Source organism: Enterobacter sp. UCD-UG_FMILLET, assembly GCF_000762975.1.
In the GTDB taxonomy this organism is placed as follows: domain Bacteria; phylum Pseudomonadota; class Gammaproteobacteria; order Enterobacterales; family Enterobacteriaceae; genus Enterobacter; species Enterobacter dykesii.
Genome location: NZ_JRJC01000036.1, coordinates 443994 through 464393 on the forward strand (window position 1 = coordinate 443994; position 20400 = coordinate 464393).

Below are 20400 nucleotides of genomic sequence, written 5' to 3' on the forward strand. Positions count from 1 at the left end.
AAACTGCAAAGAGGTAAGTATAGATAATGACCATTTTTAGCCATGATGATAGCCGCCGCCCAGCGCCGACGTGAGCTGCAGCGTGGCGTCGATATACTGGCCTTTCAGCAACAGTCCGGCGAGGTCTTCCCTGAGGGCCGGTATTCTGGCTTCACTGACCCGGGAGCCCGCAACAATCCCCGCGCTGAAACGCGCCTGCGCCAGCGCCACAACCCGCGCCGCATCTTTTTCGACCTGCTGCTGATGGCGGTTCTTCGCCGTCAGCGTTTCGACTTCGCTGGCCGTGCGCGCCACCTGATTGACCGCTTCGACCACCGCTTTGTTGTAGTTCGCGACCGAGAGATTGTTCTGCGCCTGGGCGATATCCAGGCTGGCGTTCAGCCTGCCGCTGTCGAAGATCGGCAGCGTCAGCCCGGCGGTCACGCCCATCTGCTGCGCTGAAGCGCGAAACAGATCGCTCAGATGGAGGGCATCCTGCTGTAAGAACGCCATCAGGTTCACGTCAGGATAGAAAGCCGCTCTGGCGGCCTCCACCTCGCTCATGGAGGCTTCGATGTACCAGTGCGCCTCCTGAAGATCCGGACGGCGTGCCAGCAGTTCATAACCGAGCGTCGGCGGTAACGAGGCCTCTACCGTCGGCAGCGCATGCCGCGTAAGCGTTACGGAGGAAGAATTCGTCAGCGCGACCAGACGCGCCTCAACGGCTTTCATCTTCCCGTTGACTTCTGCCAGCTGTTCTTCGGTTTTGTTGGCGTTGATATCGGTTTCCACCCCTTCCACGGAGGAGGTGATCCCGTGCTGATACAGCTCGCGGTCGGCGCCGATAATATTGTCCTGCTCATGTTTGATCTGCGCGAGAACCTCCCCCGCGGCGGCCTGAGTTTGCCACTCCCAGTAGAGCCGCGCCACGCTGCTGGCCAGCAGCTGGCGGGTTTGCTCCAGTTCCGCTTTTTGCGCATTCACTTTGCCAATCCGGGCCTCGACCCGGGCGCGATTTTTCCCCCACAGATCGAGCTCCCAGCCTGCGGTCAGGCCAAAGGTGCCGTTGGTGTACCACGGCCCGGTGGTGCCTGCAGCCGGGTCGGTAAGGGCAAAAGGCCCCATCAGCCCTTCGGCGGACATTTTCTGGCGTTCCGCATCGGCGGAAAAATCAATCTGCGGACCGTCAGCGGCCATTGCGGCTTTGGCCTGGGCTTCGGCAAGCGTTATGCGCTGGCGGGCAATCTGCATATCCGGCGCATCGCTCAACGCTTTTGCAATCAGCCCGTTAAGCTGGGGATCGTTATACGCTTTCCACCACTCATTCTTCGGCCAGTCCTGATGATTCAGAACCGTATTCACCGACGCCGCAGCGGTTTGCGTTTTAACGGGAGATACCGTGGCATGTTCAGGCGCACAGGCTGCCAGAATAAAAGCGAAGGGAGCACTCAGAGATAAAATAAGAGAACGTTTCATGACGCCATACACTCAAAAAATAAAGGCGCACGTTACGCTCGATGTCGCTCATTTTTTTAGTAACGCGTGGCAATCCGCAAATTGTCATACATTTTAATACCCGGAAATTTATTCCCGAAGAGAATGATTAAATTCAATGCATTCACGCCAAATATAAATACGCTGCTACACTTATTCAGGACATACATGAGCGGGAGAAAGGAATGAAAATATTACTGTGGGTTATTTTAATTATATTTCTGATAGGGCTCTTAGTGGTTACCGGCGTATTCAAGATGATTTTCTGATTCATTTGCCCGGCTCTGAGCCGGGCAACGGCTTTAATATCAGTCTTTCAGCGAAGCGCCTTTTGTGGCAATAACCTCTTTATACCAGTAGAAACTTTTCTTACGGCTGCGCGCCAGCGTGCCGTTACCGCTGTCATCGCGATCGACGTAAATAAAGCCGTAGCGCTTAGAAAGTTCAGCTTTAGACGCGCTCACCAGGTCGATTGGCCCCCAGCTGGTATACCCCATCACCTCAACGCCGTCGTCAATGGCTTCACGCACCTGCACCAGGTGGTCGTTAAGGTAGCTGATGCGATAGTCATCCTGCACCACGCCGTTCGCATCCGGTTTATCCTTCGCCCCGAGGCCATTTTCCACAATAAACAACGGCTTTTGATAGCGATCCCAGAGCACGTTCAACAGGGTGCGCAGGCCGATGGGGTCAATCTGCCAGCCCCATTCAGAACTGGCCAGATGCGGGTTTGGCACCATGCTCAGGATGTTGCCGCGCGCCTGCTGGTTGAGGGCCTCATCCGCGGTGACGCAGCCCGTCATGTAGTAGCTGAAGGAGATAAAATCAACGGTCGATTTCAGCGCCTCGCGATCGGCATCCGTTACCTCAAGCTGAATCCCGCTGTCGCGGAAGAAGCGCTGCATATAGCCCGGATAGGCGCCACGGCACTGCACGTCACCAAAGAATTGCCACGCGCGGTTTTCCTGCAGCGTCTCCAGAACATCTTCCGGCTTGCAGGTCAGCGGATACATCAGGCCGCCCAGCAGCATGTTGCCGATTCTGGCATCCGGGATAATCTCGTGGCAGGCCTTCACCGCCAGCGCGCTGGCCACCAGCTGATGATGGATCGCCTGGTACACCTCCCCTTTGCTGCTGGTTGCCGGCAGGCCCACGCCGGTCATCGGCGCGTGCAGGGACATGTTGATCTCGTTGAAGGTCAGCCAGAGCTTCACCTTCTCCTTGTAGCGCGCAAACACGGTACGGGCGTAGCGCTCGAAGAACCCAATGGTCTGGCGGCTGCCCCACCCGCCGTACTGCTTCACCAGCCCCCACGGCATTTCGTAATGCGACAGCGTCACCAGCGGGGTGATATTGTGCGCGGCCAGCTCGTCAAACAGCCGGTCGTAAAATGCCAGCCCCGCTTCGTTAGGCTGCTGCTCGTCGCCGTTCGGAAAAATGCGGGTCCAGGCAATGGAGACGCGCAGGCAGCTAAAGCCCATCTCAGCGAACAGTTTGATGTCTTCCGGGTAGCGATGATAGAAGTCGATGGCGACATCCTTGATGCCGCTGTCGCCCGCCACGCGTTCAACCACCGGGCCGAAGACGCCCTGCGGCTGAACGTCTGAGGTGGATAGCCCTTTCCCCTCCTCCAGATACGCGCCTTCTACCTGATTCGCGGCAACCGCGCCGCCCCAAAAAAAATCGTCCGGGAAAGTTTTCATCACGTTCTCCTGTTATTGATGGCTTACGCTGAGTAACGGCGCACCGGCATTGACGGATGTTGCCGCCACGGTCACCACGTCACGATACTCATCGCTGTTACTGATAATGATCGGCGTCGCCAGGTCATATCCGGCATCGATAATCGCCTGACGATCAAACTCCAGCAGCAGGTCGCCCGGCTGCACCCTGTCGCCCACCTTCACGTGGGCGGTAAACGGCTTGCCGTCGAGCTTCACGGTGTCGATCCCCACGTGGATTAACACTTCAATACCGCTGTCGCTGAGCAGGCCGATGGCGTGTTTGGTCTGAAACAGCGAGGCCACCACGCCGGCAAACGGGGCCACCACTTTGTTATCGGAGGGAATAATCGCGGCACCGCTGCCAAGCAGGCCGCTGGCAAACGTGGTATCCGGCACCTGGTCGAGCGCCAGAACGGTGCCGGTCATCGGTGCCAGCACATCGTTTTCACCCGCTGGCGTAACCGCCTCGGGCGCTGCGCGTCCCGGCATGCCCGCCACCAGCGTCAGGCCGCAGCTCAGCACCAGCGCTACCGCGGTGCCGATCACGCCGCCCCACAGCGTGGCGTTTACCCCACCCGGCGGAATCATCTGGGCGATGGTAAAGATATTGGCGAAGCCGAAGGAGTAAACGTGGGTATCGCTGAAGCCGACAATCGCGCCGCCGATTGCTCCCGCCACGCAGCCAAAAATAAACGGGCGGCGCAGCGGCAGGTTTACGCCATACACAGCGGGTTCGGTGATACCGCAAATCCCTGCCGTAACGGACGACCCGGCCAGCATTTTCTGACGGGCATCGCGGGTACGCAGGAAGATCCCCAGCGCTGCCCCTACCTGACCAAACACCGCGGGCAACAGCATTGGCAGCATGGAGTCATGCCCCAGCACCGCCAGGTTGTTAATCATCAGCGGCACCAGCCCCCAGTGCAGGCCAAAAATAACGCAGACCTGCCACAGCGCGCCCATCGCCGCGCCCGCCAGCCACGGTGCCAGAATGTAGATGCTCTGATAGCCGTTCGCCAGCATCTGGCTCAGCCAGGTCGCCAGCGGCCCGATAACGAGGAAAGTCAGCGGCACGGTCACGCCCAGACAGATCAGCGGCGCGAAGAAGTTTTTCATCGAGGACGGCAGCAGCCTGGTGCTCTGTTTTTCCAGCCAGCAGCTCACCCACGAGGCGAGAATAATTGGGATCACCGACGAGCTGTAGTTAAACCAGGTGACAGGAATGCCCAAAAAGGCGTCCGATACCGCGCCCGGCTGCTGGCTGGCGTTAAACGCCGCAATCATCATCGGATGAGTGAGCGCCCCGCCGATCACCATGGTAATAAACGGGTTGCCGCCGAATTTTTTCCCGGCGGTATAGCCCAGCACCAGCGGGAAGAAGAAGAACAGCGCGTCGCTGGCGGCGAACCAGATTTTATAGGTGCCGCTTTCGGTGGTGAGCCAGCCGCAGACCACCGCCAGCGCCAGCAGCCCTTTCAGAATACCGGAGGCCGCGAGAATGCCGATAAACGGGGTGAAGATCCCGGAGACGATGTCAATCAGGCGGCCCAGCAGATTCCCTTTTTCTCCCTTCTCTTCCACGACGGGCGCGTCATCGGTAAGGCCTGCCTCATTGCGCACCGCCTGCCAGACGTCGTGGACGTGGTTGCCAATCACTACCTGGAACTGGCCGCCGCTTTCGACCACCATGATGACGCCCGGGTTTTTCTTCAGCCCTTCCGCATCCGCCCGTTGATTCTCTTTCAGTTTGAAGCGAAGCCGGGTCGCGCAGTGTACAAGACTGACGATGTTCTCTTTTCCGCCAACGTGGCCGAGAATATCCTTCGCTAAAGCCTGGTATTCCATCTCGATTTCCTTACATCCGATGCCCGCAGGCACCTGTTGACTGAGTACAAAAAATAAAAAAACCCGAGAACGACCTTCTGACGAAGGCCGCGCTCAGGTTTTGCCTGCGTGATGCAGTAACAATCCTGTTTGAGGCTTAACGCCCCTCTTTTCTCACCCGCTCGATATGAATGGCGAGGAACATAATTTCTTCGGTTGTCAGCTCACGCTGATAGCTTTTGTTCAGGTGCTGGGCGATTTTCTCGGCGCATTTCCACGCTTTCGCATAGTTGTCTTTTACTGCCGTATGCAGCGAGACATCGTCATCTTCCACCACGGTGCGGGTGAGCATCCGCTGGGCAAAAAACTTCAGGTGGGTGACAAAACGCTGATAGCTGAGCGAGTCTTCATCGTACTCAAGCTGTAGCTGATACTTCACCAGCTGCAGGATCTCCTGCATCACCCTCGTCACGTGCATCACTTCCGGCATTTCGCTGTTCAGCTGCGCGGTGACCAGATGCAGCGCGATAAACCCGGCCTCATCCTCCTCTAGCTCGACGTTAAGTCGTCTGGCGATAATGGCCCTCGCCTCCTGCCCTAGTTCGAACTCCTTCGGATACAGCCGTTTAATATCCCACAGCAGCACGTTTTTGATGGCCAGCCCGTTCTTCTGCCGCTCAATCGCAAAGTAGCAGTGGTCGGTGAGGGTGATATACAAACTCTCCTGCAGCTTGCCCAGCCGCTGCGCCGCCAGCCCGATGATGCGGTCGCAGGTGGTCATCACCTCCAGCGGAATTTGACTCAGCAACTCCCCGAGTCGACGCACCAGCTCATCGCTTTGTAACGCAAACACCTTTTCAACCAACGCGGTATCCAGCGCTTCACCGACGCGCTTCTGAAAGGCCAGCCCACGGCCCATCACCACCTGTTCGCGCCCGCGCTCATCCTGAACAACCACCACGTTATTATTGAGTATCTTGGCGATTTTCATCTGAACCCCAGAAACAAAAAAACCTGACCTCCGGCAGATGCCAGAAAATCAGGTTTTGCCTGCCTAAGCAGTAACAATCCAGTTCTGGCACTCTATCAGTTTCATTCATAGCCTCAATGCATCACGCGTCAGAAACGTGACGCGGATCGAACTTGCTACGGTGATATTAGAAGCTCACCACCGTTTTCAGCTCGGTAACCCAGGCATCCTGGGTGCGACTGACGCCGCCAGGATGGTGCCAGTACTGAATGCCCGGCTGCAGCTCAAGCCACGGCACGGGACGAAAACGGTAGTAAAACTCACCGTTAAGGGAATGGCCCGGCACCGGGTGATATGCCGGATTGTAGTAATCGCTAACGCCGCTCACGCTGTTCAGGTAACGTTGGTTGCGGGCGTACTGGCTGCTCATATCAATCCAGGTTAAGCCAAAGCCAATCCAGTCCTCCGGTCGCGCGTCAAACAGCCCGCGGTAGCGCAGCGAGGCGGCGTAAACCTGGTGCATGTAGTTGGTGCGCTGATCCGCAAGGCTCATGCTGAAAGAGGTGCTCAACCCGCGATTCGGATCATCCTGATGCTGCGTAAGCTGCTGGTTCAGCCCGGCGTACATGAACCAGGTCCGGCTGTGCGTATCGAATCCGTCCGGGTCCGTCGCGCCCGCCCCGCCGGAATTGCCGCGATAGAGATCGGTTTGCGGCGCGTTGGTAAACACCACGCCCAGGTTGTACGCCCCCGACAGGCCGTTAATCAGCGGACGCGCTTCGATTTCAACCGGCAGTAAAACCCCTTTGCTGCCCTTCGTCGACCAGCTCCACGCGTGGCTGCGGCTGGAGGCCTCCGGATTTTGCTCCATCACGCCGCCCTTCAGGGTTAGCGTCGGCGTTAATTTATACGCAAGCGTGGTGCCCCAGGTGTGAACGTTCCAGTTGTTCCACGTCAGCGAGTTGGCTGACTTCCCGCCGCACTGCGACAGGAGCTGGAAATCACAGGGGATGATTTGATCGAAGGTCTGCACCTTGTTCATCATCCCGATGCGCCAGGTCAGACGCCGGTCGTCAAAGCTGCGGGCAAAGGTCAGCCAGCCCAGACGGGTAATCGACTGCCCTCCCCAGCTCTCCTGGGTCAGGTCGTTAAAGTTAACGCGAGGGTCCTGCAAGCGCTTGGTGGTGAGGTCGTCATTGTGGTTACGGTTGACGATGTTCCCCTCGATACGCGCGTCCGGGATACCGGTCCAGCGCTCCAGATCCTGATTGAAGGTCAGCGCGAACTGGTCGATATAGGCCACGTGGGAGTCGTGGTTATATCCGCCACCGCCGTTCCAGCCGATCTCATTTAAATAGCCGAGATTGTACGTAAAACCGTTATCGTTGAGGATTTTACGAATACCGAGCATCTCGCCCAAAACCGGGTCCGGTGGCGCTTCAAAACCTAATACCGTTCCGTTCCAGTCTTGCGCCATCGACAGCGGGGATATCGCCAATATGGAGAACGCAAAGAGTTTATTTTTATATGCCATGATAACAACCTGTGCTTGAGTATTTTGTGCGTAACCGGCCGCAGGAAATTTTCTATTTCCTGTCGATATTTCATTTTTTTAAAATCAGTAAAAAGCGCTAAGCCAAATTTCTCTCCTGCATAAACGAGAGGCAAAAAAAAACCTAAGCGCTCCACAGCGAAAATGCTGTGAAACGCTTAGGTTTTGCCTGTTAACCAGTAACAATCCTGCGTTGAAAACAGTGGCACCTTAACACCGTCGCGCCACGTTGAAAACCAGAACGGTTTTCTGATTTAAAAAAGTGTGAGCAATTTAACGCTTATTATTTGGACTGAATCACCCGGGCAATATCAGACGAAGTCTGCAATGTACGAATTTCCTGAAATAATCCCAGCGCTTCATCGTACTCTTTACGTAAATAACTCAGCCACTGCTTAATTCGCGCGACGTGATACAAACCGGTATCGCCCTGCTTTTCCAGTCGGCTGTATTTTTGCAGCAGCGTGATGACCTCTGCCCACGGCATTCGCGGCTCGTTATATTTCACCACCCGGCTGAGGTTCGGCACATTCAGCGCGCCGCGACCGATCATCACCGCATCGCAGCCGGTGTCCTTCAGACAGGCCTGCGCGCTCTCGTAATCCCAGATTTCGCCGTTGGCGATGACCGGAATGGTGAGGCGCTTGCGGATCTCACCGATCGCCTGCCAGTTTATGCGCTCGGCTTTATAGCCATCCTCTTTGGTGCGGCCATGCACCACCAGCTCGGTGGCCCCGGCCTGCTGCACCGCATCGGCGATCTCGAACTGCCGCGCGTCGCTGTCCCACCCCAGGCGCACCTTAACCGTCACCGGCAAATGCGAAGGCACGGCCTCACGCATGGCCTTCGCGCCGCGGTAAATCAGCTCAGGATCTTTCAGCAAGGTCGCCCCGCCGCCGCTGCCGTTAACCAGCTTCGACGGACAACCGCAGTTGAGATCCACCCCGTAAGAGCCCAGCTCAACCGCGCGGGCGGCGTTTTCCGCCAGCCATTCGGGGTACTGGCCGAGCAGCTGAATACGCACCAGCGTGCCGGAAGAGGTCCGGCTCTGGTTGTGCAGCTCGGGGCACAGGCGGAAGAAGGATTTTACCGGCAACAGCATATCGACCACGCGCAGAAACTCCGTCACGCAGAGATCGTAATCGTTCACCTCGGTCAGAAGCTCGCGCACGAGAGAATCGAGCACGCCTTCCATTGGGGCCAGCAAAACACGCATAGCAGTACCTGTAAAAAAAGACGCGCTATAGTATCTGCTCTGTATGTATGTGGAAAGCGCGACGTTCCATTCGGGAATGTCTGGTATGCTCAAATTTCATGATGTGATCCGTGGCACATTTTTTGGTTTAATTGTATGATGAATGCGTTTCAGCAAGGACTATCACCATGAGCAAATCATTGAACATTATCTGGCAATATCTGCGCGCATTCGTCCTGATATACGCCTGCCTGTATGCCGGGATTTTCATCGCGTCGCTGCTTCCGATTGTCATTCCCGGCAGCATTATCGGTATGCTGATCCTCTTTGTTTTGCTGGCGCTGCAAATCCTGCCCGCAAAATGGGTCAATCCCGGCTGCTTCGTCCTCATTCGCTATATGGCGCTGCTTTTCGTGCCCATTGGCGTCGGGGTCATGCAGTATTTTGATTTGCTCAAGGCCCAGTTCGGCCCGATTGTGGTCTCCTGCGCGGTCAGTACGCTGGTGGTTTTCCTGGTGGTGAGCTGGAGTTCGCATCTGGTGCATGGCGAACGTAACGTGGTTGGGGAGAAAACAAAAAAATGATGGCCAATATCTGGTGGTCGCTGCCGTTAACCCTGGCGGTATTCTTCGCCGCGCGCAAGCTTGCCGCACGTTTCAAAATGCCGTTGCTGAACCCGCTGCTGGTGGCAATGGTGGTGATTATTCCGTTCCTGCTGCTCACCGGCATTCCTTACGAACGCTACTTTGCCGGCAGCAAAATCTTAAACGACCTGCTGCAGCCTGCGGTTGTGGCGCTCGCCTTTCCTTTATATGAACAGCTGCACCAGATCCGCGCCCGCTGGAAATCCATCATTACCATCTGTTTTGTGGGCAGCCTGGTGGCGATGATCACCGGCACGTCGGTAGCGCTGTTGATGGGGGCCTCGCCGCAGATTGCCGCCTCTATCCTGCCTAAATCGGTGACCACGCCTATCGCGATGGCGGTTGGCGGCAGCCTCGGCGGTATTCCGGCCATCAGCGCGATGTGCGTCATTTTCGTCGGTATTCTCGGTGCGGTGTTTGGCCACACCCTGCTAAACGGGATGCGTATTCACACTAAAGCGGCACGAGGGCTGTCGATGGGGACAGCTTCCCACGCGCTGGGCACTGCCCGCTGCGCGGAGCTGGATTATCAGGAAGGGGCGTTTAGCTCGCTGGCGCTAGTGATCTGCGGGATTATCACCTCCCTGCTGGCCCCGTTCATTTTCCCGCTGATTCTGGCGGTGATGGGCTAAAATTTGCGATGCGTCGCGCAAATTTCATTTTGATTTCATAAGTTGCATACATAATGAGAATTGGATCACATATAAAGCCCTGACGGCTCCGTAAACTACCGATCCATTAACCTTTATGAGGCAAACGCCATGCACCCACGTTTTCAAGCTGCTTTCGCCCAGCTTGCAGAGAATTTGCAGTCAGCCCTTGCTCCCGTTCTGGCAGATGCACACTTCCCCGCCCTGCTGACCGCGGAGCAGGTCACGATGCTGAAACAGGCAACGGGACTGGACGAAGACGCGCTGGCTTTCGCACTGCTTCCTCTGGCTGCCGCCTGCGCGCGGGCCGATCTCTCCCACTTTAACGTCGGGGCCATTGCGCGCGGCGTCAGCGGAACCTGGTACTTCGGCGGCAATATGGAGTTCCTGGGCGCAACCATGCAGCAAACCGTGCACGCCGAGCAGAGCGCCATCAGCCACGCCTGGCTGCGCGGTGAAAAAGCCCTGAGCGCGATTACCGTGAACTACACCCCCTGCGGGCACTGCCGCCAGTTTATGAACGAGCTGAACAGCGGGCTGCAGCTGCGCATCAACCTGCCAGGCCGCGCGCCGCACACGCTGGGCGATTATCTGCCCGACGCGTTTGGCCCGAAAGATCTGGAGATCAAAACGCTGCTGATGGACGATCAGGACCACGGTTACGCCCTGTCCGGCGATGACCTGAGCCAGGCAGCGATTCGCGCGGCGAATAAAAGCCACACGCCATACAGCAAGTCCCCGAGCGGCGTGGCGCTGCAGTGCCGTGATGGCCGAATCTTTAGCGGCAGCTATGCGGAAAACGCCGCGTTTAACCCAACGCTGCCGCCGCTGCAGGGCGCGCTTAACCTGCTGAGCCTGAACGGCTATGACTATCCGGACATTCAGCGCGCCATTCTGGCAGAAAAAGCCGATGCGCCGCTGATCCAGTGGGATGCCACCGCCGCGACGCTCAAAGCGTTAGGCTGCACGACGATTGACCGCGTACTGCTGGCGTAATCCTTCCGGCGGGCAGAAATGCCCGCCCGTTTGCTGAAAAACCCCTCAGTTGAGCTGCTGTTTCTTGCGCTAACCAGGCGGGTAAAGTAGCCTGAGTTAAATTTCATCCACGAACGAGCCATCTCCATGTTAAAGCGCGTTTTTTACAGCCTGTCTGTCCTGGTCGGCATACTGCTGTTGATCGTGCTCGGTCTCGACCGCTGGATGAGCTGGAAAACCGCCCCCTACATCTTTGATGACCTGCAGGACCTGCCCTATCGTCAGGTTGGTGTGGTGCTCGGCACCGCCAAGTATTACCGCACCGGGGTGATCAACCAATATTACCGTTACCGCATTCAGGGCGCGCTGAACGCCTACAACAGCGGCAAGGTGAACTACCTGCTGCTGAGCGGCGATAACGCGCTGCAAAGCTACAATGAACCGGTGACGATGCGGAAGGACCTGATTGCTGCGGGCGTGGATCCTGCCGATATCGTGCTCGATTACGCCGGGTTCCGCACCCTGGACTCGATCGTGCGCACGCGCAAAGTCTTCGACACCAACGACTTCATCATCATTACCCAGCGCTTCCACTGCGAGCGCGCGCTGTTTATCGCCCTGCATATGGGCATCCAGGCGCAGTGTTACGCGGTGCCGTCGCCAAAAGATATGCTGAGCGTGCGCGTCCGCGAGTTCGGCGCGCGCTTTGGTGCCCTGGCCGATCTGTATATCTTCAAACGCGAACCGCGCTTTTTAGGCCCGCTGGTGCCCATTCCGGCGATGCACGAAGTGCCGGAAGACGCGCAGGGTTACCCGGCCGTCACGCCCGAACAGCTGCTGGATATACAGAAAAAAGAGAAATAACAGGCCGCCTTTATACTTTCTTTACGCCGGGCCTGACGCTTTTTATCCCCCCTTTACGTCGGCTCTTTTAAGCTGAGTTCACTGCCGCTACGGCTTCATTGAAGAATGACTATGAACTCAATAATGAATGCGTTTTTCCTCAAAAGTCTCCGTCCGTATTTTAACTTTCCTGGTTTATCACTTCCTGGCGCACTCAATTCCGGTCTCTGGCTTGATGAAAAAATTGACGCCCTGCAGCACAACATTTCAGTGGAAGTGGCAGATTATCTGGAACGTTACCCGCAAACGAAACATATTGACGTTTACCTGAACGATATCAACGGCACGATGCGCGGCAAGCGTCTGTCGGTGGAGAGCATGCTGAGCCTGGAAAAAGGCTGTTATTTTCCCCTTTCGGTCTACTCGATGGATCAGAAAGGAAAAATCGCCGCCCCGCTTCATGATGAGCCGGACCGACTCTGCGTTCCTGTCGCCGGCTCCCTGCGCCCCTGCCCGCAGGATCCGCAGCACAACGCGCAGATCCTGCTGACGATGAAAGACAGCGACGATACCCCCTGCCCGCTTGAGCCTCGCGTGATACTGCAGAACGTGCTGGCCCGCTTCCACCAGCACGGCCTCTTCCCGGTGATTGCCCCGGAAATCGAGTTCTATCTGACGGGGCATGACGATCGGGATCCGCAAAATCAGGGCTGTTTTCATATGGATACTACGACGGCCCATGCGGCACTGTTTGACGAGCTGGAACAGCTGGCGCACCTGCAGCGCATCCCGCTGTCCGGGATCGTGGCGGAAGCCGAGTCCGGTCAGTACGAATTAAACCTGAAGCACAGCCATCGCGTGGTTGAGGTCTGCGATAACGTGCTGGCGCTTCGTCGCCTGACCCGTTACGTTGCCGAGAAGCACGGCCTGCAGGCCAACTTTATGGCTAAGCCTTTCAGCCAGCTGGCCGGCAGCGGCCTGCACTTCCATTTCAGCCTGAACAATCGTCACGGCGAAAACGTCTTTGCTTCACCTGAGAACGCGCTTAACAGCATGATGCGTTTGTGCATCGCGGGGCAACTGGCGCTGATGCCCGCCTCTGTCGCCATTCTTGCGCCGGGCGTCAACGCGTTTCGTCGCCTGCGTAAAAACCTGACGGAGCCCGTCTTTAACTCCTGGGGCTATAACACCCGCTCCGCCGCATTGCGTATTCCCTGCTCGGATGATCACAACCGTCGTATCGAGTACCGGCTGGCCGGGGCCGATGCCAATCCGTATCTGGTGGCAGCCACGATCCTGACCGGCATGCTGTACGGGCTGGAAAACACCGACGAGCAGGATTTACCCGAACCGCAGCACGATCAATCCGAGCTGCCGCTGTTTCAGCAGGAGGCGATTGAGACCTTTGCCCGCTGTCAGTATCTCACCGACAGCCTGGGCGACGCCTTTTCCGAACAGTGGGTCGCCTGCAAGCTCTCTGAACTCGACTGGTTTGAGCGCATTGTGACCCGAGAGGAGTCGCATCTGGCGTAGGGCATAAAAAAAGCCCGCTCGATGAGCGGGCCGGATAACACGAGGAGCAATTACTTCTTACGCGCGTACTTAAGTGAATCCAGCGCGACCGCGAAGATAATGATGGCGCCTTTGATGATGTACTGCCAGTACGGGTTCACGCCGATATAGGTCAAGCCGTAGTTGATGACGGTGAAGATGATCACACCGGTCACCACGCCCAGTACCGTACCCACGCCGCCGCTGAAGGAGACGCCGCCCACCACGCAGGCTGCGATCGCATCCAGCTCGTACATGAAGCCAAGGTTGTTGGTGGCAGAGCCGATACGGCCCGCTTCCAGCATCCCGCCGAAGGCGTAGAACACACCGGACAGCGCATAAATCATCAGCAGGTTCAGAGCAACGTTTACGCCGGAGACTTTCGCCGCTTCCGGGTTACCGCCGATGGCGAAGATGTTTTTACCAAAGCGCGTTTTGTTCCACAGGATCCAGACGAAGGCCACCGCAATCAGCGCATAGAAGGTGATATACGACAGGCGGAAGCTGCCCAGCGCGATGAACCCTTGCGTAAAGGTCGAGAAGCCGCTGTCAAAGCCCGAGATTGGGGAAGCACCCACGAAGTCGTAGTACAGGGAGTTGATACCGTAAACGATGATCATCGTACCCAGCGTGGTGATAAACGGCGTCACGTTCAGGTAGGCGATAATGATACCGTTGATCAGACCAATCACCGCACCGATGGCGCAGACAATCAGGATCACCACGAAAATCGGCATGGTGGCCATTTCAGGGAACACCTTGTTGGCGTTTTCCATCGACTGCAGCAGGGTTGCCGCGATAACCGCCGCCAGACCCACCTGACGACCGGCAGAAAGGTCCGTCCCCTGGGTCACGATCAGGCCCGCCACGCCCAGCGCAATGATAATACGCACGGAGGACTGGGTCAGAATGTTACTCAGGTTCAGCAGGCTTAAGAACGTAGGGTCCTGGAAAATGATGATAGCCAGCAGTACTAAAAGAACAACGTAAATACCGCCTTCTTTCAGGTAAGTGAGAAAACTTTTTTTATTTAACGCACTCATGAGGAGCCCCTGATCTTAAAGGTGCAAAGACGCAAGACGCAAAATTTCGTTTTGCGTTGTCGTTTTGGTGTCAACAATACCGGCAACGAGACCATTGCTCATAACCAGAATACGATCCGTGATCCCTAACAATTCCGGCATTTCGGAAGAAATAATAATGATCCCTTTATTCTTTTTCGCCAGCTCGGCAATCAGCTGATAAATTTCAAACTTCGCGCCGACGTCAATACCGCGGGTCGGTTCATCCAGCATCAGAATTTCTGGCTGGGTTAATAACCAGCGTCCGATAATGACTTTCTGCTGGTTACCGCCTGACAGCGAACCAATTTGGGTGCGGTGTCCTGGCGTTTTCACGCGCATGGAGTCAATAACCCATTGGGTATCGCTCTTCATGCGGGAGTTATCCAGCAGTCCGACTTTGTTTTTGTAATTGCGAATGTTAGAAATTAACGAGTTAAAGTTAATATCCAGATAGGCATAAATACCGGTCGAACGACGCTCTTCCGTCACCAGCGCAAAACCATTATTAATGGCTTCGTTGGCGTTGTGGTTGTTAATTTTCTTACCGTGCAGCGTAATAGTGCCTTCGGCTTTCTCACGGATACCGAACAGGGTTTCCACGATATCGGTACGTTTAGCGCCGACCAGACCGGCAATCCCCAGGATTTCACCCTTGTGCAGATCGAAGGAGACATCGCGAATAGACGGCTGACGTAACGAGGTCAGATTGCGCACTTCCAGGATCACTTCGCCCGGCTTGTTTTCTTTGTCCGGGAAGCGCTGGTTCAGAGAACGGCCGACCATCATGGCGATGATCTTGTCCATGTCCAGCCCTTCCAGCGGCTGAGTGGCAATCCACTGACCGTCGCGCAGGATGGTAATCTCATCGCACAGCTGGAAGATCTCTTCCATTTTGTGGGAAATATATACGATACCGCAGCCGCGATCTTTTAGCTTACGAATAATAGTAAAAAGGTGATTAACCTCTTTTTCCGTTAATGATGATGTCGGTTCGTCCATGATGACAATTTTCGCATCGTAGGAGAACGCTTTGGCGATTTCGATCATCTGCATCTGGGAGACGGATAATGTTCCCACGCGGGCGCGCGGATCGATATCAATATCCAGCTCGTCAAAAATCGCTTTGGTGTCGCGATACATTTTGTCCTGATCGACAAAGACACCCTTGGTTGGATAACGCCCCAACCACATGTTATCCATGACTGAACGCTGCAGCACCAGGTTTAATTCCTGGTGAACCATCGAGATACCGTTTTCCAGTGCTTCTTTCGCTGAATGGAAATCGATCTCTTTCCCCTGAAAAAGAATGCTGCCAGAATCTTTTTGATAGATCCCAAAAAGACATTTTAATAATGTTGATTTACCCGCACCGTTCTCCCCCATCAGGGCATGAATAGAGTGAGGACGAACTTTTAAATTAACATTATCGAGTGCCTTAACGCCGGGAAATGACTTGTTGATACCGCTCATTTCCAACAGGTATTCACCGGATGACTGAGTATTTGTGCTGACCATAATTATACCTTGTTGGCCTCGCATATCGCGTTATAAAAGGGCGCAACGAATTGCGCCCAGTGGAGACAGTACCGCTAACTTATTTGCCGATAAACTCAGCCAGGTTGGACTGGTCTACGCCCACGTAAGGTACGCGAACGATTTTGTTTTCAATTTTCCAGTTGGTGCCATCAGCCGCGCCTTTGCCATCGGCCAGGTTTTTCGCCAGATCGAAGGTCGCTTTCGCCTGGTTGTTGGCATCGTTCAGAACGGTACCGGCCATCGCACCGGATTTAACCAGCGCCAGCGCTTCTGGCAGTGCATCTACGCCGAACACAGGAATGGAGGATTTGTTGTGTGCTTTCAGCGCTTCTACCGCACCCATTGCCATCGCATCGTTGTTCGCGATAACCACTTCGATTTTGTTGGCGTTAGGGCCGGACAGCCACGCGTCCATCTTATCTTTCGCCTGAGCGGTATCCCACATCGCGGTATCTAACGCCAGCTGTTGGGTTTTCAGACCCTTATCGTTCAGCTCTTTGATAACGTAGGTGGTACGGGCTTCAGCATCCGGATGGCCTGGTTCGCCTTTCAGCAGCACGAACTGAATCTGACCGTCTTTGTTCAGATCCCAGTTCGGGTTCGCCGCCCAGTGTTTGGCGATCAGATCGCCCTGAATAATACCGGACTCTTTGGAGTCGGTACCGACGTAATACGCTTTGTCATAGCTATCCAGCGCCTTACGGGAAGGTTCTTTGTTGAAGAAGACGATTGGCACGTTCTGGCCGCGCGCTTTTTCAATAACCGTGCCTGCTGCAGCCGGGTCAACCAGGTTGATGGCCAGGGCTTTCACGCCTTTCGCCAGCAGAACGTCGATCTGGTCGTTCTGTTTGGACTGGTCGTTCTGGGAGTCGTTCATCAGCAGCTGAACGTCTGGCGCTGCTTTCGCATCTTTCTCAATCGCTTTACGCACAACAGACATGAAGTTGTCGTCGTATTTATAGATGGTCACACCAATACGGGTATCCGCAGCGTGCGCTGCTGCACCAAAAAGCATGCTTGCCATTACGGCAGACAGGGTCAACACCTTCTTATTCATGGTATCTCCGGTTTTTTTTATGCAGGGTAGTTCTTGTGAATAACGATCGGCGGGCAGGTGTTAATAAAACGTTACTGACAGCCGAAGTTCACTTATAAAATTTCTATCTTCCGTGTTCGGTAACGCTCCAGAAATGCGTTTTATTCGTTGTTTGCAGCACGTTGGCTATAGTGAAAGTGAATAATCACCGTTACATAGCGTTTCAGCTCCTAAAACGCTGACATCATAGTCAGCGCCTTGTTAAGATACTGTGAATTTACTCACAGATTGAAAACGGTTACATCAGCTCATGTAATCAGTTAGTGATCGGAACCACAATTTGCCGGGCCGCTACGGAGTGCCGACGCACTAAAGTCGGCATGAAACAGTGCGTTGCGCCCGGATCCAGCAGCCCTGCCGCCCCCTGTAACGCCAGCTCAGTCGCCAGTTTTGCCATAGAGGCAATGGGGTAGCGCACCGTTGTCAGCTGCGGGTCGGTGTAACGGGCAATCGGGATATCATCAAAACCAATGAGTGATAAATGCTGTGGCACCGCAATGCCGTTATCTTTCAGCGCCGTCAGGGCCCCTGCCGCCATGCTGTCGTTATAGGCAAACACCGCAGTAAGCTGCAGGTTGCGCCCCAGCAGCTCCACCATTGCCGCCTCGCCGCCCTGCATGTCCGGCGTGCCGGTGCCTGTCCAGCTTTCTGAGGGCGTAATGCCGTGATCTTTCAGGGCGTTTTGCCACCCCTCGCGCCGCAGGTCATCATCTTCAATATGATGGCTGGAGGCCAGATAACCGATCCGCTGATGCCCGTTGTTGATGAGCATTTTCGTCGCCATCATGGCGCCGCTGACGTTATCCAGGCCGACGCAGCGATGGGCATAGCCGGGGACAATGCGGTTGATCAGCACCATGCCCGGGATCTGATCCATAAAGCCGGTTAGCTCTTCATCGCTCAAGGCTTTTGAATGGACAATCAAGGCGTTACAGCGCTGGCGGATCAGCACTTCAATGGCATGGCGCTCCTTTTCCGCCTCATGATAGCTGTTGCCGATCAGGACATATTTCTGATGCTGCTGGGCGACCACGTCGACCACTTTCACCAGCGCGCCGAAAAAGGCATCCGATACATCCATTACCACCACGCCGATGGTGTCGCTGACCTGCGTCGCAAGCGCCTGGGCATTGGCATTTGGCCGGTACCCCAGTTGGGTCACGGCTTTCATTACGGTTTCACGGGTTTCAGGGCTGACCAGCGCGCTATTGTTCAGCACGCGTGAGACGGTAGCCACAGAAACGCCCGCCTGACGGGCGACGTCACGAATGGTGATCATATTCACCATCCTTCAAAGGATTGCAGCAACTCACAGACACCCCCTGTGTTTAGCAAGGTGGCTATTTTGGCAGCGAGAGAAAGGGGACTACGTGAAGAAGCTCACACTCATGAAAACGCTTACATCCGTTTTGTTAATGATTGTGATCCAGATCGTTATCTGGATGTGTTTTTCAATGATACCCCTGAAGCATGTGCGGTTAACTGACGCCACACCCACTCCAGCGGTCCCTGGCGGAAATAGCGTAGCCAGAGCACAGAAAACGCCAGGTTTACTACCCAGACCGGAATAACAAACGCCAGCAGCGTGAGGCGGTCGAATTTCATAAACAGGCCAAAACGGTAGAAAAGCGTGGTGCAGAGAAGCGTTTGCAGAAGGTAATTGCTCAACGCCATGCGGCCCACGCAGGCGATAGCGCTGACGATCCAGAGGCGGGAAAGCGTTGGCCAGAAGCCATAGATCAGCGCCGCGTAGCCGATGGTCTGGAACGGCGCGCTCAGTTCGCGCGGCACCTGGAGCAGGAACGCACACCAGCGGTAATCCCAGTGGATGTGCCACTGCGTGATTATCGCCGGGAGGTTAATCAGCACGCCGATCAGCACCAGCCCGACCCCCGTTCGTCGATAGTGACGCAGGCTGAACTCCCCTTTCAGCCAGCCGGTGCGCATCAGTGACGCGCCCATCAGCATCATACCCGCCAGCTGCCAGCCGTATTGCGCGCCCAGCGCAAGGAGGTTATCCCCCAGCATATCCGCGCGGTTGCTTATCGCTTCCGTACCGCCCTTCAGCTTCCAGTACTGTTCGTACTGCAGGTTAGCGGCATCCGGGATCCAGGAACGGTTCGTCGCCTCGCCGGAGATCATCCCCAGCAGCAGCAGGACCCCAAGCCCCATGACATAGAGCATCACGCCGGTGTTAAACAGGCTTTTTACGCTGTGCGCATCGCGAATCAGGCGCCAGCAGATGAGCCCGACTAACCCATACGCGAGAAGAATATCGCCGTCCCAGAAGAACAGGCCGTGGATAAAGCCGAGGAGAACCAGCAGCGTCAGGCGCGACTGGATCCAGCGCGTACCGCGTTTGAGAAGGAGTTGCAGACCTGCGCCAAACAGCAGGGCAAAGAGCGTGAGGAATTTAACCTGCGCGAAGAGATCGAGGACAGCCCAGGTCCAGGCATCGCTGAGGGTGATGTCGCCATACCAGGCAGGATTGAGATAAGCCGCCTTCGGCAGGCCGAAGGCGCTGATATTAAGCAGCAGGATACCGAGTATGGCGACGCCGCGAACAAAATCGAGCGTGACGTTTCGCTCCATGGTTCCTGCCCTGTAAGACTTAGTTGTGGTGACGTACGGCGCGCAGGAACTCCTGGCGGGTATTCTGGCTCGATTTAAACAGGCCGCCCAGCGACGTGGTGGTCGTTGCACTGGTTGCATCACGCACGCCGCGCGCCTTCACGCAGTAGTGAACCGCGTCGATAGAGACGGCCACGTTACTGGTACCCAGCAGCGTTTGCAGCGCGGTCAGGATCTGCTGCGTCAGACGCTCCTGCACCTGCGGACGCTGAGCAAAGAACTGCACGATGCGGTTGATCTTCGACAGGCCAATCACCGTATCTTTTGGAATATACGCCACGGTCGCTTTACCGTCGATGGTCACGAAGTGGTGTTCGCAGGTGCTGGTCAGCGTGATATCGCGTACCGTCACCATCTCGTCCACTTTCATCTTGTTTTCAATGACGGTAATTTTCGGGAAGTTGGCGTAATCCAGCCCGGAGAAAATTTCGTCGACGTACATTTTCGCGATGCGGTGCGGCGTCTCCATCAGACTGTCGTCACTCAGATCGAGATTCAGCAGCTCCATGATCTCGGTCATATGACCGGCAATCAGACGCTTGCGGGTTTCATTGTCCAAATCCTGTACGGGCGGACGCAGTGGCGTTTCAAGACCGCGCGCAACCAGGGCTTCGTGGACCAGGGCAGCTTCTTTACTGAGTGATGACATTTTGTTCTCCTGCAGGTGTGGCG

The 20400-nt window shown here is 55.8% G+C and carries 17 protein-coding genes and 1 pseudogene; 6 read left to right on the forward strand and 12 right to left on the reverse strand.

The features are described 5' to 3' along the window. Positions 1–36: 36 nt before the first annotated feature. Positions 37–1455, reverse strand: a complete 1419-nt coding sequence (gene mdtQ, locus LA04_RS17130) for a multidrug resistance outer membrane protein MdtQ (RefSeq protein ID WP_047652508.1) — start codon at positions 1453–1455, stop codon at positions 37–39. Positions 1456–1658: 203 nt separating this feature from the next. Between mdtQ and yohP the strand changes: the two genes are divergently transcribed. After that, positions 1659–1742, forward strand: a complete 84-nt coding sequence (gene yohP, locus LA04_RS25310) for a small membrane protein YohP (RefSeq protein WP_015572324.1) — start codon at positions 1659–1661, stop codon at positions 1740–1742. 39 nt (positions 1743–1781) lie between these two features. Here yohP and LA04_RS17135 read toward each other — a convergent pair whose 3' ends face one another. The 5 genes and pseudogenes from LA04_RS17135 to dusC form a co-directional block, all read right to left on the reverse strand. Then, positions 1782–3176: a glycoside hydrolase family 1 protein gene (locus LA04_RS17135; RefSeq protein ID WP_047652509.1), complete on the reverse strand. Its 1395-nt coding sequence runs from the start codon at positions 3174–3176 to the stop codon at positions 1782–1784. A 12-nt stretch (positions 3177–3188) separates the two neighbouring features. Next, positions 3189–5155, reverse strand: a pseudogene (gene bglF, locus LA04_RS17140) (PTS beta-glucoside transporter subunit IIABC). Between the two features lie 23 nt (positions 5156–5178). Beyond that, positions 5179–6012 (reverse strand): BglG family transcription antiterminator LicT, encoded by an 834-nt coding sequence (licT, locus tag LA04_RS17145; protein ID WP_032658940.1) that lies wholly within the window; start codon positions 6010–6012, stop codon positions 5179–5181. A gap of 166 nt (positions 6013–6178) precedes the next feature. Continuing rightward, the gene (locus LA04_RS17150) at positions 6179–7468 is read right to left on the reverse strand and encodes a carbohydrate porin (protein WP_235211348.1); all 1290 of its coding nucleotides are present in this window, start codon (positions 7466–7468) and stop codon (positions 6179–6181) included. A 358-nt stretch (positions 7469–7826) separates the two neighbouring features. After that, complete coding sequence (dusC, locus tag LA04_RS17155) at positions 7827–8759, reverse strand: tRNA dihydrouridine(16) synthase DusC (RefSeq protein WP_047652512.1); 933 nt, start codon at positions 8757–8759, stop codon at positions 7827–7829. 167 nt (positions 8760–8926) lie between these two features. Between dusC and LA04_RS17160 the strand changes: the two genes are divergently transcribed. The 5 genes from LA04_RS17160 to LA04_RS17180 all read left to right on the forward strand — a co-directional run bounded on the left by LA04_RS17160 (position 8927) and on the right by LA04_RS17180 (position 13383). Then, positions 8927–9322: a CidA/LrgA family protein gene (locus LA04_RS17160; protein ID WP_023312463.1), complete on the forward strand. Its 396-nt coding sequence runs from the start codon at positions 8927–8929 to the stop codon at positions 9320–9322. Further along, entirely contained in the window at positions 9319–10014 is a 696-nt protein-coding gene (locus LA04_RS17165) for a CidB/LrgB family autolysis modulator (protein ID WP_029740398.1), read from the forward strand. The genes LA04_RS17160 and LA04_RS17165 overlap by 4 nt, the downstream gene beginning before the upstream one ends. Positions 10015–10143: 129 nt before the next feature. Next, positions 10144–11028, forward strand: coding sequence for a cytidine deaminase (gene cdd / locus LA04_RS17170; protein WP_047652513.1), 885 nt, complete (start codon positions 10144–10146; stop codon positions 11026–11028). A 126-nt stretch (positions 11029–11154) separates the two neighbouring features. Then, the gene (gene sanA / locus LA04_RS17175; RefSeq protein WP_047652514.1) at positions 11155–11871 is read left to right on the forward strand and encodes an outer membrane permeability protein SanA; all 717 of its coding nucleotides are present in this window, start codon (positions 11155–11157) and stop codon (positions 11869–11871) included. Between the two features lie 123 nt (positions 11872–11994). After that, positions 11995–13383, forward strand: a complete 1389-nt coding sequence (locus LA04_RS17180; protein ID WP_047652515.1) for a glutamine synthetase family protein — start codon at positions 11995–11997, stop codon at positions 13381–13383. Between the two features lie 50 nt (positions 13384–13433). Here LA04_RS17180 and mglC read toward each other — a convergent pair whose 3' ends face one another. From mglC to folE, 6 genes are all read right to left on the reverse strand, one after another. Beyond that, positions 13434–14444 carry a galactose/methyl galactoside ABC transporter permease MglC gene (gene mglC, locus LA04_RS17185; protein ID WP_013097952.1) on the reverse strand — a complete coding sequence of 337 codons (1011 nt, stop codon included), beginning with the start codon at positions 14442–14444 and terminating at the stop codon, positions 13434–13436. Positions 14445–14459: 15 nt separating this feature from the next. Beyond that, complete coding sequence (gene mglA / locus LA04_RS17190; protein ID WP_023312467.1) at positions 14460–15980, reverse strand: galactose/methyl galactoside ABC transporter ATP-binding protein MglA; 1521 nt, start codon at positions 15978–15980, stop codon at positions 14460–14462. 79 nt (positions 15981–16059) lie between these two features. Further along, the gene (mglB, locus tag LA04_RS17195; RefSeq protein WP_024908164.1) at positions 16060–17058 is read right to left on the reverse strand and encodes a galactose/glucose ABC transporter substrate-binding protein MglB; all 999 of its coding nucleotides are present in this window, start codon (positions 17056–17058) and stop codon (positions 16060–16062) included. A 295-nt stretch (positions 17059–17353) separates the two neighbouring features. Further along, positions 17354–18376 carry an HTH-type transcriptional regulator GalS gene (gene galS, locus LA04_RS17200; protein ID WP_047652516.1) on the reverse strand — a complete coding sequence of 341 codons (1023 nt, stop codon included), beginning with the start codon at positions 18374–18376 and terminating at the stop codon, positions 17354–17356. A gap of 155 nt (positions 18377–18531) precedes the next feature. Then, positions 18532–19689 (reverse strand): DUF418 domain-containing protein YeiB, encoded by a 1158-nt coding sequence (gene yeiB / locus LA04_RS17205; protein WP_047652517.1) that lies wholly within the window; start codon positions 19687–19689, stop codon positions 18532–18534. A gap of 19 nt (positions 19690–19708) precedes the next feature. Beyond that, positions 19709–20377, reverse strand: coding sequence for a GTP cyclohydrolase I FolE (gene folE, locus LA04_RS17210; protein WP_047652518.1), 669 nt, complete (start codon positions 20375–20377; stop codon positions 19709–19711). Between the last annotated feature and the right edge of the window lie 23 nt (positions 20378–20400).

Excerpts from the sequence above, each read along its gene's own strand:
- mdtQ (WP_047652508.1), bottom strand. The coding sequence starts at position 1,455 with ATGAAACGTTCTCTTATTTTATCTCTGAGTGCTCCCTTCGCTTTTATT.
- yohP (WP_015572324.1), top strand. The coding sequence starts at position 1,659 with ATGAAAATATTACTGTGGGTTATTTTAATTATATTTCTGATAGGGCTC.
- LA04_RS17135 (WP_047652509.1), bottom strand. The coding sequence starts at position 3,176 with ATGAAAACTTTCCCGGACGATTTTTTTTGGGGCGGCGCGGTTGCCGCG.
- licT (WP_032658940.1), bottom strand. The coding sequence starts at position 6,012 with ATGAAAATCGCCAAGATACTCAATAATAACGTGGTGGTTGTTCAGGAT.
- LA04_RS17150 (WP_235211348.1), bottom strand. The coding sequence starts at position 7,468 with ATGGCGCAAGACTGGAACGGAACGGTATTAGGTTTTGAAGCGCCACCG.
- dusC (WP_047652512.1), bottom strand. The coding sequence starts at position 8,759 with ATGCGTGTTTTGCTGGCCCCAATGGAAGGCGTGCTCGATTCTCTCGTG.
- LA04_RS17160 (WP_023312463.1), top strand. The coding sequence starts at position 8,927 with ATGAGCAAATCATTGAACATTATCTGGCAATATCTGCGCGCATTCGTC.
- LA04_RS17165 (WP_029740398.1), top strand. The coding sequence starts at position 9,319 with ATGATGGCCAATATCTGGTGGTCGCTGCCGTTAACCCTGGCGGTATTC.
- cdd (WP_047652513.1), top strand. The coding sequence starts at position 10,144 with ATGCACCCACGTTTTCAAGCTGCTTTCGCCCAGCTTGCAGAGAATTTG.
- sanA (WP_047652514.1), top strand. The coding sequence starts at position 11,155 with ATGTTAAAGCGCGTTTTTTACAGCCTGTCTGTCCTGGTCGGCATACTG.
- LA04_RS17180 (WP_047652515.1), top strand. The coding sequence starts at position 11,995 with ATGAATGCGTTTTTCCTCAAAAGTCTCCGTCCGTATTTTAACTTTCCT.
- mglC (WP_013097952.1), bottom strand. The coding sequence starts at position 14,444 with ATGAGTGCGTTAAATAAAAAAAGTTTTCTCACTTACCTGAAAGAAGGC.
- mglA (WP_023312467.1), bottom strand. The coding sequence starts at position 15,980 with ATGGTCAGCACAAATACTCAGTCATCCGGTGAATACCTGTTGGAAATG.
- mglB (WP_024908164.1), bottom strand. The coding sequence starts at position 17,058 with ATGAATAAGAAGGTGTTGACCCTGTCTGCCGTAATGGCAAGCATGCTT.
- galS (WP_047652516.1), bottom strand. The coding sequence starts at position 18,376 with ATGATCACCATTCGTGACGTCGCCCGTCAGGCGGGCGTTTCTGTGGCT.
- yeiB (WP_047652517.1), bottom strand. The coding sequence starts at position 19,689 with ATGGAGCGAAACGTCACGCTCGATTTTGTTCGCGGCGTCGCCATACTC.
- folE (WP_047652518.1), bottom strand. The coding sequence starts at position 20,377 with ATGTCATCACTCAGTAAAGAAGCTGCCCTGGTCCACGAAGCCCTGGTT.